This is a genomic window from Streptomyces sp. NPDC017676 (genome assembly GCF_044329325.1).
GTDB lineage: Bacteria > Actinomycetota > Actinomycetes > Streptomycetales > Streptomycetaceae > Streptomyces.
Genome location: NZ_JBIRJA010000006.1, coordinates 281972 through 294464, shown reverse-complemented (window position 1 = coordinate 294464; position 12493 = coordinate 281972). Strand labels below are relative to the sequence as shown.

Here is a 12493-nt window from a genome sequence, read left to right as displayed (position 1 = left end):
GGGGCCGTGTCCGAGCGCGGGGCACGCGTCGTGCCTAAAGTCCCTCGCCGAGGGCGGCGATCACGGACGGCCCGTGGCCGGTGGCCGTCAGCGGGGCCCGGATGTCGTCATCGAGGTCCGGGACGTAGCCGAACAGGACGTCGGCGGGCCCGGTCACCCGCACCTCCCCGAGCGCGGCCGGCAGCAGCAGGGTCCGCGCCCGGCCGAGCCGTCCGGTCCAGCCGCCGCAGGTGACGGTCACCGGGGCGCCGGCGTTGCTGAGGATCTGCGCGGTCGTGAACGTACGGGCGACGGGGGCGGTGCCGCCGCCCGTCCAGCGTTCGAGCGCGAAGTACGGCCCCGCGCACAGCACCGTACGCACCACCGAGTCGTCGACCGGCACGCTCAGCCCCGGCTGGAACTCCGGCCGGGGCTCCGGCCGCCACTCGTCCAGCAGCCGCTCGATGTTCTCCTCCCGCTCGCGCTCGGCCAGCGGTGCGCCGTCCTCCATCCGCCAGGGCATGGCGTGCTGCTGGATGTCGGAGGTCTGCTCGATCTCGTACACCAGGGTGCCCGGACCGAAACTGTGCAGGGTCCCGCCCGGTACGTACACGGTCTGCCCGGCGCGCACCGGCAGGCGGCGCATCACCGCGTCGAAGTCCTGCGCGAGCAGCGCCCGGCGCAGCCGCTCCCGGTCCACCCCGGGCCGCACGCCGACCAGCGCCGTCGCGCCGGGTACGGCGTCCAGCACGTGCCACGCCTCGGTCTTGCCGTTCGGCTCGCCCTCCAGACGGCGGGCGGTGGCGTCGTCGGCGTGCAGATGCACGGGCAGCGCGCGCGTGCCGTCGATGAACTTGGTGAGCAGGGGGAAGCGCGGTCCGTGGGGGCGGTCGCCCAGCAGGCCGGCGGGATCCTCGGCCATGAGCTCCCGCAGCGACCGCCCCGCGAGCGGACCCTCGGTCACCGTGGCACCCTCCCCGTCGACGTCGCTGACCTCCCAGGTCTCGGCGACCGGGCCGTCCGGCAGCCCGGTCCGGCCCAGCCGTTCACTAAGGGCCCGGCCGCCGAAGACATGCTGTTTGACGGGTGTGGCGAGGCGCAGCGGGGACCAGTTCACCGGGTGCGCCATGTCAGCCGGCCGCGTTGTCGACCCGCATCCGCACCTGTTCCTCCAGCCGGCGCAGACTGCCGTCCAGGGCGTCGGACACCGCCCGTTCGCCCGGGTCATGGCCCTCGTCGAAGAAGGACAGGTGCACGGTCACCTCGCTGGCTCCGCTGCCGATGCCGGCCACCTGGAGCCACCCGGCGTAGCCGCCCTGCTCGCGGGTGCCCCACTCCAGGCGCATCTGGTCCGGCTCGGCCCGCAGCAGGGCGGGGGTGTCCTCGCCGGAGCGGTCCTCATGGACGGTCACGGCGGGCGGGTCCTGGACGTCTACGTGCAGCTCGCCCGGGAGCCAGGCGTCGAGCTGGGCGGTGTTGGCCGCCTGGTCGAAGACCTGCTCGGGCTGTGCGGGCATCGTGCGGGAACGCTCGTACTCGGCCATCGTCGTCTCGCCCCTCCGGTCGGAAGTCGTACCCCGACCGCGTGCCCCTTCCACGGCGACCGAAAAGCCCCGGCGGCACCTTGCTGCCCCCGAGGACCCGGCTGATCACGGCCGGGGCGACGGCCGCCGCGCCGGACCCGGGGCCATGGCCGCCGGGCGGGGCCCGCTCACCCCAGGGCCGCGCGTGCCGTGCGCTCCACCAGGGACACGCCATCGCTCATGGAGGCGCTGCCGTCCGACAGCACCGCGAGCAGGTACCGGTGACCGCCCACGGTGACCTGGCCGACGCTGTTGACGTCCCACAGGCCCGTGGTGTCCCTTTGCAGCCAGCCGTTCTTCAGGGTCTTCCGGGAGCCCTCGGCGCCGGCCGCCGGGACACCCCAGGTCTGCTCGGGCACGACCCGGCTCATCAGGGAGCGGATGTAGGCGCGGGAGTCCGCGTCGAGTCCGCCGGAGCCCGCGTGGACCGTTCCGCCGGTGCCGAAGACGGCCCGCAGCAGCCGTATCTGGTCGCGCGCGGTCGTCCGGGTCAGGCCCCACTTGGCGCCGGGCCCGCCCGTCGTGGAGGTCAGGCCCAGGCGCTTGTTGGCCGCCGCCAGCCCGGGGGCCCGGCCGATCTGCCGCCACAGGGCGTTGGCCGCCGCGTTGTCGCTGCGCCGGATCATGGGCTCGGCGCGCTCCCGCTCCCGCGCGGTGAGCCCTCGTCCCGCGTCCTGCGCCTGGAGCAGCAGCGCCGCGAGGATGTCGACCTTGACGATGCTGGCGGTGTCGTACGCCCTGTCCCGGCCGTGGACCACGGGTGTGGGGTCGGTGCCGTCCAGGTCGAGCACGGCCGCCGTGGCCTGTGCCGAGGCGGCTGCGGCCGGGGTGGGGTGCAGGAGCCCGGTGGTGGCGAGGAGGGCGGTCGCCGAGGCCACGAGGGCGCAGGCCCTGGCGCGTACTGTGCGGGAGAAGCGGGACGACATGGGTCACGAACGTAGACAACAGCGGCGCCCGGCGACGTGGCGCCCGTCACCTCAGGCCCCGTTCGGGCCGTTTTGTGAGAAGAGCCACCGATGGGGCGCATTGTTCCGGCCGGTCGCCCGGGCGGCGGCGTGTACGCGCGGCCCGGCCGTACTCCTCGCTTATCGTCGGCCAGACGCCGACATCCGGAGTGAAAATGGACAAAGCGGATGAGCTGGTTGGTGTGACGGAGGGCGTGGCGGCCGTGCCCCACCCCGAACCGCCCGCGCGCCGCGTCCGGCCGTGGGCACCGGGCGCCGGCCCCAGGCCCGGGTCGACGGGCGCCGCCCCGAGATCCTGGACGGCGGGCGACGTCCTTCGGCCGAGGGCCCCCGGTATCGCCGCCCTCACCCTCGCGGCCGCGTTCCTCCTGGCCGGCACGCCCTGGCTGAACCACCCCGCCGTCCAGGCCTGGCGCACCGTCTGCCTGGCCATCACCGTGCAGGCGCTTCCCTTCCTGCTCCTCGGCACCGCCCTGTCCGGCGCCATCAACGCCTTCGTTCCGGCCGACCTGTTCACCCGGGTGCTGCCGAAGCGGCCGGCCCTCGCCGTCCCGGTCGCCGGCGTGGCCGGCGCGGTCCTGCCGGGCTGCGAGTGCGCCTCCGTGCCCGTCGCGAGCAGCCTGATCCGCCGGGGCGTGACCCCGGCCGCCGCCTTCGCCTTCCTGCTCTCCGCGCCCGCGATCAACCCCGTCGTGCTCACGGCCACCGCCGTCGCCTTCCCGGGCAACCCCGCGATGGTCGCCGCCCGGCTGCTCGCCTCCCTCGCCACGGCGGCCGTCATGGGCTGGCTGTGGCTGTGGCTCGGCAAGGAGGAGTGGCTGCGCCCGCTCCTGCGCCCCCGGCACACCGGCCACCGGCACGGCCACAGCCGCTGGACCGAGTTCCGGCTCGGCTTCCAGCACGACTTCCTGAACGCCGGCGGCTTCCTCGTCCTCGGAGCCATGGCCGCCGCCACCTTCAACGTCACCGTGCCGGGCTCCGTCCTCGACGCCTTCTCCGGCTCGCCCTGGCTCTCGGTGCTCGTCCTGGCCGCCCTCGCCGTGCTGCTGGCCGTCTGTTCGGAGGCCGACGCCTTCGTCGCGGCCTCGTTCACCGGCTTCTCGCCGACCGCCCGGCTCGCGTTCCTGGTGGTCGGTCCCATGGTCGACCTGAAGTTGATCGCCCTTCAGGCGGGCACCTTCGGCCGCGCCTTCGCCTGGCGGTTCTCCACGGCGACCACCGTCGTGGCCGTCACCGCGAGCGCCCTGATCGGAGGCGCGCTGCTGTGAAACGCCCCCTCCAGGCCCTGCTCCTGGCGCTGACCGGCACCGGCCTGCTGCACACGGCCCTCCTCACCGACACCTACCTGCGCTACGTCAAGGCCGGACTGCGCCCGGCCCTGATCGTGTGCGGCGCCGTCCTGCTGCTGCTCGGCCTGGCCGCAGCGATCACCCGGGACCGGCGGCACACGGCCGGCAACACCGGGCACGGCCACGACCACACCGGCACCCCGCGCGTCGCCTGGCTGCTGTTCCTCCCCGCGCTCAGCCTCCTCCTCCACCCCCCGCCCGCGCTCGGCGCGTACACCGCGGCCCGTGCCGACACCAAGCCCGTCGCCGTGCAGAAGGGGTTCGGGCCGCTGCCCGCGACCTCGCCGCTGCCGCTGACCCTCACCGACTTCACCAAGCGCGTCCAGCAGGACCGCGGACGGGCCATCGAGCACCGCACCGTCCGGCTGACCGGCTTCGTCACCCCGGCCGGCAAGCGCCGCGGCTGGTACCTGACCCGGATCATCTTCTCCTGCTGCGCGGCGGACTCACAGACGGTGAAAGTGCGGGTGTACGGCGGCGGCGAGGCACCGCCCGCCGACACCTGGCTGGAGGTGACCGGCACCTGGCACCCACACGGCACCATCGGCACCGGGACGGCCGAGGCGGCGCTCGACGCCAGGGACGTCCGGCCCGTCGCCCAGCCGGTGAACGCCTACACCGACGACCTGCCGCTCACGCCCTCTTAGGAGCGCGCACTCAGGGAGGCCGCTTCCCGGACCGCCTCATGGCCGGTTCGCGGGGCCGCTCGGGCCGGGTTCCCGAGGCCGCCCCGGGCCGGCCAGGAGGCCAGGGGCGGCCGGAGCGCCCGATCCGGAAGAGAGGCGCGGCCCCTGGCGGACGAGCGGCCGGGAGAGGTGCAGGATGGTGTCATGACCCTCGCCCGGGCGACTCGGTCCGGGAGACCGCGGGGGCCGCTGCGGGTTCCGGCCGCCGGTGGGCGGGAGGAGGCGGTGACGATGACACGGACACCTCCCACGACGGTCACCCGGGTACGGCTGTGGCGGTGGCGGCGCAACCCGCTGCGGCGGCACAGCGATGTCATCGAGGCCTGGATCGTCCTCGCCGGCTGGGTGCTGGCCCTGGTCGTCGGGGTCGTCGCGGGCCTGTGGGCGGCCCAGGCCTCCGAGTCCGCGTTCACGGCACGGCTCGCCCATGTGCACCCGGTGTCCGCGGTGCTCACCGACGGCGCGGCGCGGACCCCCGCCGCGGGCAGCGGCTACGACGACGGACGGGTCTGGGCCGCCGTGCGCTGGACGGACCCCGACGGCTCGGCGCACACCGACCGGGCGAAGGTCCTCCCGGGCGCCCCCGCCGGAACCCGGGTCACCGTGTGGACGAACCAGACGGACCGGATCGTGCCCGCCCCCATCACCGGAGCGGCGGCCGACCTGCAGTCGGCGCTCACCGGCGTCCTCGTCGCCCCGGCGGCCGGCGCGCTGGTCTGGGGGGCGGGACGGCTGGTCCGGGCACGGCTCATCCGGCGGCGCCTGGCCGAGTGGGACGAGGAGTGGAGGCAGATCGGACCCCGGTGGGGGAACCTCAGCGGAGGGCGGGGCTGACGGGCCCGCGACCGGCGCGCGCCCCTTGCACCTACCACGGAGGTTGTACACCGGTCCGGCCCTACCGCGGCCGTTGGAGCAGGGCGTCAACTCCCGGGTTGGCGACGTGCCCACCCCCCGGCACGTAGCTTGTGTGCCGTGCCGAGAGGCACTCGTCAACCAGGGGGAAACACATGCGGACGAACATCTTCACCAGGACCCTCCTCGCCACCGCGACCACGGTGGCGCTGGCCGCGGGCAGCCTCGCCGCCGCGGGCACCAGCTTCGCGGCACCCGCGACGGCCCAGCCGGCGGCGGCCACCGAGGCCGTCACCCCGCAGGCGGTGAACAACCTCGGCCTGAACGCCACCGAGGCGAAGAAGGTCCAGCGCTGGCTGAAGACGTACTGGAACTACCGGAACTCCATCGACGGCAAGCTCGGCACCAACAGCTGGAAGGCGTTCCAGCGCTGCCTGAAGAAGTACTGGGGCTACACCGGCCCGATCGACGGCATCGTCGGCAAGGGCACGATCAAGGCGCTCCAGCGGCTCCTGAAGGACAGCTACGGCTACCGGGGCCCCATCGACGGCATCGCCGGCTCCGGCACCAAGGCAGCGTTCAAGCGGTTCGCCAACGCCCACTGAGCCCCGGCACGTCGGCCCGCCCGCACGCCCTCCGTCCCGCTGCCGGGCGGAGGGCACCGGGCGGGGCAGCACCCGGGAAGACGGGGCCGGCGGGTGAACCGGGTGCGTGATCACGCCCCGTGGGGTTACCCGGCGGACATGGCGAAGCTGCACGTACCACGGCTGCACCACAGGCAGGCCGCCGACGAGACCCCGCCGACACGCATCCCCACGCCCGACGAGGCAGGCCCCGGCGAGGACGTCGAGCGGCGGGCGCCGGACACCCCCGTGAAGCTGCCCCGGCGCGCATGGCCGGCGGTGTTCAAGGGAGCGCTGCGCGAGTTCCGCGACGACGAGCTCACCGACCGGGCCGCGGCGCTCACCTACTACTCCGTCCTGTCCCTGTTCCCGGCCCTGCTGGTGCTGGTCTCCCTGCTGGCCGTCGCGGGCCGGTCGGTCACGGACAAGGTCCTGGCCAACCTGCGGAACCTCGCCCCCGGCCCCGCCCGCGACATCATCACCCGGGCGGTGGAACAGCTCCAGAACGGCGCCGGAACCGGCTCCCTCGTCGCCATCCTCGGCCTCGTGCTGGCCGTGTGGTCGGCCTCCGGCTACGTGGCCGCGTTCATCCGCGCCGCCAACGCCGTCTACGACATGCCCGAGGGCCGCCCCGTCTGGAAGCTCCTCCCCGTGCGCGTCGGGGTCACCATCGTCCTGATGGTCCTCGCCGTGGCCAGCGCGCTCATCGTGGTCTTCACCGGCGGACTGGCCCGCCGGGCCGGGGACGCGCTGGGGCTCGGCGACACGGCGCTGACCGCGTGGTCCATCGCCAAATGGCCCGTGCTGGTCCTGCTCGTCACCGTGATGATCGCCATCCTGTACTGGGCGACCCCGAACGCCAAGGTCAAGGGGTTCCGGTGGATCACCCCCGGCAGCGTCCTCGCCCTGCTGATCTGGATGGCCGCCTCGACCGGGTTCGCGTTCTACGTCGCCAACTTCGCCTCCTACAACAAGACCTACGGCACCATGGCCGGCGTCATCGTCTTCCTGGTCTGGCTGTGGATCACCAACCTGGCCGTCCTGCTGGGGCTGGAGTTCGACGCGGAGACCGTACGGCAGCGCGCCATCGCCGGTGGCCATCCGCCCCGGGCCGTGCCGTACACCCAGCCCCGCGACACCAGGAAGTGGGACGAGGAGGACGTACGCCGCCTGGACGAGACCTGACGTCCCCGCCCTCCCCGCTCCGTCACGCGGCGTATCCGCCGTCCACCGAGAACTCCGCGCCCGTCACGTACGCCGCCTCCGGCCCCGCCAGGAACGCCACCATGGCCGCGACCTCCTCGGCCGTACCGAACCGGCCGAGGGCGGTCGCCGCGGCCTGACCGGCCGCGTACGAGCCGTCCGCGGGGTTCATGTCCGTGTCCGTCGGCCCCGGATGCACGACGTTCGCCGTGATCCCGCGTCCGGCCAGCTCCCGCGCGAGAGCCTTCGTCAGCCCCACCACGGCCGACTTGCTCATCGCGTACAGCGTGGCCCCCGGGCCCGGGATCCGCGCAGTGACACAACTGCCGACCGTGATGATCCGCCCGCCGGCGCCCATCACCGCGGCGGCCGACCGCGCGGCCAGGAACACCCCGCGCACGTTCACCGCGAGGAGCCGGTCGACGTCGGTGAGGGACAGGGTCTCCAGCGGCCCCATCATCCCCACGGCCGCGTTGCCCACCAGCACGTCCAGCCCGCCCAGTTCCTCCGCCGCGCGCCGCACCGCGTCCGCCGCCTCCGCCGCGTCCGCCGAGTCGGCGCGCAGGGCCACAGCCCGCCGCCCCAGCGCCTCGATGTCCCGTACGACCTCCTCGGCCGCGTCCTTGCCCCGCACATAGGTCACGGCCACGTCCGCGCCCTCCCGCGCCAGTCGCCGTGCCGTCGCCGCGCCGATGCCCCGGCTGCCACCGGTGACCAGTGCCGTCCTGCCTCGCAGATCCGTTTCTGAAGTCATGGGTCCATCCCAGCCGACGGCGATCGGGAGCACCGGCGGCGAACGGACACCGACCTAGGTGCGGCGGCGGAACCCGGTCCTGCGCCAAGCCGATGGCGCGTCCCGCCGTCTTTGGGCAGGCTGACGCCATGACACAGCCACAGCCACTGCTGCTGCCCCATGCACGGACACAGTTCACAGAGCAGCTCGCCTACCACCGTCTGGCCCGCCTCTCACCGCGCTACCGGTGGTGGCGCCCCCTCCTCGGGACCCTGGTCGTGGCCGTGTCGTACATGATCACCGTGGTCGTCCTCATGCTCCTCCTCGCGGCCCTGGGCCCGGCCATGGGCTACCCCCAGGACGACGACGGCTGGCCGGAGTTCGGCCCCGTCTCCGGCACTGCCGTCGACCTGCTCTGCATCGCGGTCGGCATACCCGTCGTGCTGCTGGTCGTGCGCTGGATCGGACGGCGCCCGGCCGGCACGCTGTCCTCCGTGACCGGCCGGCTGAGATGGCGCTGGCTGCTGCTGTGCGTGCTGACCGCCCTACCGGTCGTGGCCCTCGCGATGGGCTGCATGTTCCTGCTCCCCGCGGACGGCGAGCCGGAGAGCCAGTGGGTCGGATGGCCGGCCTTCGGACGGGCCATCGCCGTGCTGGTGCTGCTGGTGCCGGTGCAGGCCGCCGCCGAGGAGTACGTGTTCCGCGGCTGGCTGACGCAGACCGCCGGGGCGTTCCTGCGCTCGCCGTGGGCCGCGCTGCTGCCCCAGGCGGTCCTGTTCGCCTCCGCCCACGGCTGGGGCACGCCCTGGGGCTTCGCCGACCTCGTGGCGTTCGGCGTGGCCGCGGGCTGGCTGACCTGGCGCACCGGCGGACTGGAGGCGTCCATCGCCCTGCACACCGTCAACAACCTGCTCGCCTTCGGCGTCTCGGCCGCCGTCGTGGACGGGCTCACCAGCGACGAGACCGCCGCCGACGCGAGTTGGCAGCTCGTCCTGTTCGACGTGCTGAGCATCGCGCTGTACACGGCGGCCGTGGCCTGGTGGCTGCGCCGCCGCCCACTGGACCGCACGGCTCCGGCCCCACAGCCACCGGCACTCCTGCCGGGCCACCCGTATGGCAACGGTGCTCCGGTCCCGCAGCAGTGGGCGGGGCAGCCGGGATGGAGTACGGGGGTGACGGGTGCTCCGCCGTGGGCCGGTCAGGCCGGACCAGGTGCGGTCGGTGCCGGGCCGTGGGCCGCTCAGACCGGACCCGGTGCGGGCGCTTCCCTGACGGCACCGGACGGGGCCGTCCCGCCGTCACCCACGACCGGTCGACCGGAGGCCGGCACGGCCCTCCCGCCCGCGTCTGCGGACGCCGGGGGAGACGGCACGGACCGTACGTAGGCCCGCGGCGGGCTCGGGCGTCCGGGCGATCCCCGCTCGGCCTCGTCGGTGGTGCACTGGTCCCAGAACCACTGCATGCCGTCGCGGCGCGGCGCACTCGACATGCGGTGTGCGCCGGGCCCGGCCCCGGGTCGGTACGGCGAGACGTGGGTCCCGGGCCTCTGCGGGGGCCCGGGGAGGTAGTGGTCGGGCCAGGGTGTCTCCGGCTCCGCTCCTCTCAAGGCCCCGCGTCTTCGGCGAGGTCGGCGGCCAGGGCGGTCAGCGGGAAGTCCCTGCGGCTCGCCACGCGTGCGGCGACGAGGGCCAGGGCGGAGGGCAGCCGGCCGCACCGGCGGACGATCTCCGTCACGGCTTCCGGCTCGGCAGCCGACCGAGCGGCACCGATCCGCCTGGTGAGCAGGTCACGGGCGTCCGCCTCGGAGGGCAGACCCAGGCGCAGCGTACGGAGGCCCGTGGCGGCCCGCTCCCAGGGCTCTGACAGCGCGAGGCGTCCTGCCGGCCCGTCCGGGTCGCCCACCGCGGTCCCGGCCTGTCCGGCGGGCTCGACCGGCATGGCGGGCGCGATGACCACGGCGGGCGTGGCCGGTCGAGTCGCCCCGGCGGCTGCGGTCAGTGGGCTGGGGCCGGTCGCCGTGGCCGGTGCGGTCAGTGGGCTGGGGCCGGTCGCCGTGGCGGGTCCGGCGAACGCGGCCGACCCGGTGGCCCCGGTCATACCGGTCTCCCCGGTCCTCGTGGCAGGTCCGGTCGGCCCGCTGACTCCGGTGGCCCCGGCGGTCGCGGACACCGCGCCCGGTGCGATCGACCCGCCCCGGCTCGTGACCACCGCCAGGCAGCCCGGCTCCTCGGGCAGCAGCGGGAGGATCTGCCGGAGGCAGGCGGCGTCGTCCAGCAGGACCAGCAGTCGGCGTTCCGCCAGCGCACCGCGGTACCGCGCGGTGAGGCCGGCCAGGCTCGCCGGCATGTTCCGCGCGGGCACGCCGAGGGCCCCGAGCAGCCGGCGCAGTGCCTCGGCCGGCTCCAACGCGGCCTGGTCAGGGGCCGAACCGCCCAGCTCCAGGTGGAGCTGGCCGTCAGGAAAGCGGTCGGCGACCCGGTGCGCCCAGTGGACCGCCAGTGCGGTCTTGCCGACACCGGCCGGACCACTGATGAGCACGGCCGACGCAGGGTGGCCAGCGGTCGACGGGGCCGGCGCCACCCGCGGAATCTCTCCGTCGGTGCGAGCAGCCGGCACGGCGGGCAGGGGCTCCCCGCCGATCCACGGGCGCAGCGCGTCCGGCGCGGTTTCCCGTCCCACGACGGCGTCCGGCGCATGCCGTACCGGCTTCTCGTCCGTCCGCGTGTCCGGTACAGCTGGTCCGGAATCCGCACCAGTGGGGGCGACCGACTCTGCCTGTACGGGCTCCCCGCCGATCCAGCCGCGCAGCGCGTCCGGCGCGGTGTCCGCGCCCCGGAGCGCGCCCGGCGTTGCCCGTGCGGGCTCCCCGTCGGCCCAAGTCTGTGGCGTTGCCCATGCGGACTCCCCGTCGGCCCAAGTCTGCGGCGCCGCCCGTGCGGACTCCCCGTCGGTCCCGAACTCCCGCGGCGCCCCCACACCCTCCCCGCCCAACAGGGTGTCCAGTGTGGCCAGTTCTCGTTGTCTTCCCGTGAAGACGGGCAGGTCCGGTGGGAGTTGGGCCGGACGGATGCCGGGGCGTGCGGGGGCCGGTGGGCCGGTGGGGAGCCGGTGCTTCGTGGGGCGTATCTGCCGGCGCAGGACGCGGGCGTGGGCCGCCGCCAGTTCGGCGCCGGGGGCGACCCCCAGCTGTTCGGCGAGGTGGCGGCGGGTGTCCTCGTAGGTGGCCAGCGCCTCCGCCTGGAGGCCGCACGCCGCCAGGGACAGGATCAGGCGGGCGAGCAGCGGCTCGTCGAGCGGGTTGAGTGCGGCGGCCCGGCGCACGCTCGGCAGCACCTGGTCCGCGCGCCCGCACAGCAGCGCGGCGTCCGCCGCCATCCGCGCCGTGCGGAGGATCTCCTGGTCCACGGCCGCGAAGTGCGGGTGCGTGCGCACCGGCCCCGGCAGGTCGGCCGCCACCGGCCCGCGCCACAGCCGCAGGGCCCCGGCGAAGTGCCGTACCGCCTGCTCGGGGCGCGCGGTGGCGGCGGCGCGCATGCCCCGCCGGCTGGAGGCGCGGAAGCGCGGCAGGTCGGCCTCGTCGGCCGTCGCCTCCAGCAGATAGCCGCCGGTACGGCCCAGTAGGCGCCGCCCGGGGGCGCGCGGGGGCAGCCCGGGCTCCAGCAGTCTGCGCAGCGCGCCGACGTGGCGCCGTACCGCGTTCGTCGCGTTGGCGGGCGGCCGGCCGGGCCAGAGGACGTCGACGATCGTGCTCATCCGCACGGGCCGCCCCGGCCACACCAGGAGCACGCCGAGCAGGGCCCGTGCCTGCGGGTACCCGAGATCCAGCTCGCTCCCCGCGCGCAGCACCCGCAGCGGGCCGAGCACTTCGAACCGCAGCACCTCGGACGGCGCCCCGTCACCGGGCCCGTCGGGCACGCGCTCCACCCCGCCCCCCGGTCAGCGGACGCGGGCCGCGATGGTCCGCGCGCACATCAGGGACTCGGTGTGGGTGGTGTCCACCTCCAGGTCGTACGACACCCCGTCGTGCACCACGTCGGCCTGGGCCGCCGCCATCCCCTGGGGCCGGTCTCCCCGGGCGATCTCCCGTGCCGCGGCGACCTCGGCGTCGCACCGCACCCCCACCCACAGGACGTCCAGTCCGGTGAGAGCCGTCCGCCACCGCTGCTGGGAGGCCGCGCCGCCGAGGAAGACGTCGTCCACGACGATCCTGGCGCCCGCGCGGGCCGTCGCCGCGACGCCCTCCATCCAGGCCGCCTCCAGGGCCCGGAAACCCGCACCCACCTGCACCCCGCCGTCCTCGGCGAACTCGATCCCGCCGTCCGTCCCCCGGAGTTCCGGGGGCAGGGCGTCGACCAGGGAGTCGATGCCGAACACCAGCCAGGGATCGGGCAGTACGGCCTGCAGGCACCGCCCGATCCCGGACTTCCCCGCGCTGGAACCACCGTTGAGAAGGATCACCTGAGTCGTCACCGTGCCACCCTACGGAGCCGTCCGGCCGGGCGGCCAACCCGTTCCGCGTC

The 12493-nt window shown here is 75.0% G+C and carries 12 protein-coding genes; 6 read left to right on the top strand and 6 right to left on the bottom strand.

Translation table 11 applies throughout. The annotated features are described in order from the left end of the window. Window positions 1-34: 34 nt before the first annotated feature. The 3 genes from ACH4LD_RS15540 to ACH4LD_RS15530 form a co-directional block, all read right to left on the bottom strand. A complete protein-coding gene (locus ACH4LD_RS15540) occupies window positions 35-1108 on the bottom strand; it encodes a class I mannose-6-phosphate isomerase (RefSeq protein WP_398055220.1) in 1074 nt (357 codons plus the stop codon). A gap of 1 nt (window position 1109) precedes the next feature. Next, window positions 1110-1523, bottom strand: a complete 414-nt coding sequence (locus tag ACH4LD_RS15535) for an SRPBCC family protein (RefSeq protein ID WP_398055219.1) — start codon at window positions 1521-1523, stop codon at window positions 1110-1112. A 167-nt stretch (window positions 1524-1690) separates the two neighbouring features. Next, window positions 1691-2488: a serine hydrolase gene (locus ACH4LD_RS15530; RefSeq protein ID WP_398055218.1), complete on the bottom strand. Its 798-nt coding sequence runs from the start codon at window positions 2486-2488 to the stop codon at window positions 1691-1693. A 194-nt stretch (window positions 2489-2682) separates the two neighbouring features. Here ACH4LD_RS15530 and ACH4LD_RS15525 point away from each other — a divergent pair, with 194 nt between their 5' ends. From ACH4LD_RS15525 to ACH4LD_RS15505, 5 genes are all read left to right on the top strand, one after another. Next, complete coding sequence (locus tag ACH4LD_RS15525; protein ID WP_398055217.1) at window positions 2683-3795, top strand: permease; 1113 nt, start codon at window positions 2683-2685, stop codon at window positions 3793-3795. After that, window positions 3792-4523 (top strand): TIGR03943 family putative permease subunit, encoded by a 732-nt coding sequence (locus ACH4LD_RS15520; protein ID WP_398055216.1) that lies wholly within the window; start codon window positions 3792-3794, stop codon window positions 4521-4523. The genes ACH4LD_RS15525 and ACH4LD_RS15520 overlap by 4 nt, the downstream gene beginning before the upstream one ends. Before the next feature lie 270 nt (window positions 4524-4793). Next, window positions 4794-5396, top strand: a complete 603-nt coding sequence (locus ACH4LD_RS15515) for a hypothetical protein (protein WP_398055215.1) — start codon at window positions 4794-4796, stop codon at window positions 5394-5396. A gap of 173 nt (window positions 5397-5569) precedes the next feature. After that, window positions 5570-6019, top strand: coding sequence for a peptidoglycan-binding domain-containing protein (locus tag ACH4LD_RS15510; RefSeq protein WP_398055214.1), 450 nt, complete (start codon window positions 5570-5572; stop codon window positions 6017-6019). Window positions 6020-6157: 138 nt separating this feature from the next. Further along, window positions 6158-7222, top strand: a complete 1065-nt coding sequence (locus tag ACH4LD_RS15505) for a YihY/virulence factor BrkB family protein (protein ID WP_398055213.1) — start codon at window positions 6158-6160, stop codon at window positions 7220-7222. 22 nt (window positions 7223-7244) lie between these two features. Here the strand turns inward: ACH4LD_RS15505 and ACH4LD_RS15500 are convergent, their stop codons facing one another. After that, a complete protein-coding gene (locus ACH4LD_RS15500; protein WP_398055212.1) occupies window positions 7245-7994 on the bottom strand; it encodes an SDR family oxidoreductase in 750 nt (249 codons plus the stop codon). 128 nt (window positions 7995-8122) lie between these two features. Here ACH4LD_RS15500 and ACH4LD_RS15495 point away from each other — a divergent pair, with 128 nt between their 5' ends. After that, window positions 8123-9358, top strand: a complete 1236-nt coding sequence (locus ACH4LD_RS15495) for a type II CAAX prenyl endopeptidase Rce1 family protein (protein ID WP_398055211.1) — start codon at window positions 8123-8125, stop codon at window positions 9356-9358. 217 nt (window positions 9359-9575) lie between these two features. Here ACH4LD_RS15495 and ACH4LD_RS15490 read toward each other — a convergent pair whose 3' ends face one another. Beyond that, window positions 9576-11888 (bottom strand): BTAD domain-containing putative transcriptional regulator, encoded by a 2313-nt coding sequence (locus ACH4LD_RS15490; RefSeq protein WP_398055210.1) that lies wholly within the window; start codon window positions 11886-11888, stop codon window positions 9576-9578. A gap of 21 nt (window positions 11889-11909) precedes the next feature. Then, on the bottom strand, window positions 11910-12443 hold the full coding sequence (gene cpt, locus ACH4LD_RS15485; protein ID WP_398055209.1) for a chloramphenicol phosphotransferase CPT: 534 nt from the start codon (window positions 12441-12443) through the stop codon (window positions 11910-11912). Between the last annotated feature and the right edge of the window lie 50 nt (window positions 12444-12493).

What these genes read in the sequence shown, in the direction of transcription:
- ACH4LD_RS15540 (WP_398055220.1), bottom strand. Translation starts at nt 1,108, where the DNA reads ATGGCGCACCCGGTGAACTGGTCCCCGCTGCGCCTCGCCACACCCGTC.
- ACH4LD_RS15500 (WP_398055212.1), bottom strand. Translation starts at nt 7,994, where the DNA reads ATGACTTCAGAAACGGATCTGCGAGGCAGGACGGCACTGGTCACCGGT.
- ACH4LD_RS15530 (WP_398055218.1), bottom strand. Translation starts at nt 2,488, where the DNA reads ATGTCGTCCCGCTTCTCCCGCACAGTACGCGCCAGGGCCTGCGCCCTC.
- ACH4LD_RS15510 (WP_398055214.1), top strand. Translation starts at nt 5,570, where the DNA reads ATGCGGACGAACATCTTCACCAGGACCCTCCTCGCCACCGCGACCACG.
- ACH4LD_RS15505 (WP_398055213.1), top strand. Translation starts at nt 6,158, where the DNA reads ATGGCGAAGCTGCACGTACCACGGCTGCACCACAGGCAGGCCGCCGAC.
- ACH4LD_RS15525 (WP_398055217.1), top strand. Translation starts at nt 2,683, where the DNA reads ATGGACAAAGCGGATGAGCTGGTTGGTGTGACGGAGGGCGTGGCGGCC.
- ACH4LD_RS15495 (WP_398055211.1), top strand. Translation starts at nt 8,123, where the DNA reads ATGACACAGCCACAGCCACTGCTGCTGCCCCATGCACGGACACAGTTC.
- ACH4LD_RS15515 (WP_398055215.1), top strand. Translation starts at nt 4,794, where the DNA reads ATGACACGGACACCTCCCACGACGGTCACCCGGGTACGGCTGTGGCGG.
- ACH4LD_RS15535 (WP_398055219.1), bottom strand. Translation starts at nt 1,523, where the DNA reads ATGGCCGAGTACGAGCGTTCCCGCACGATGCCCGCACAGCCCGAGCAG.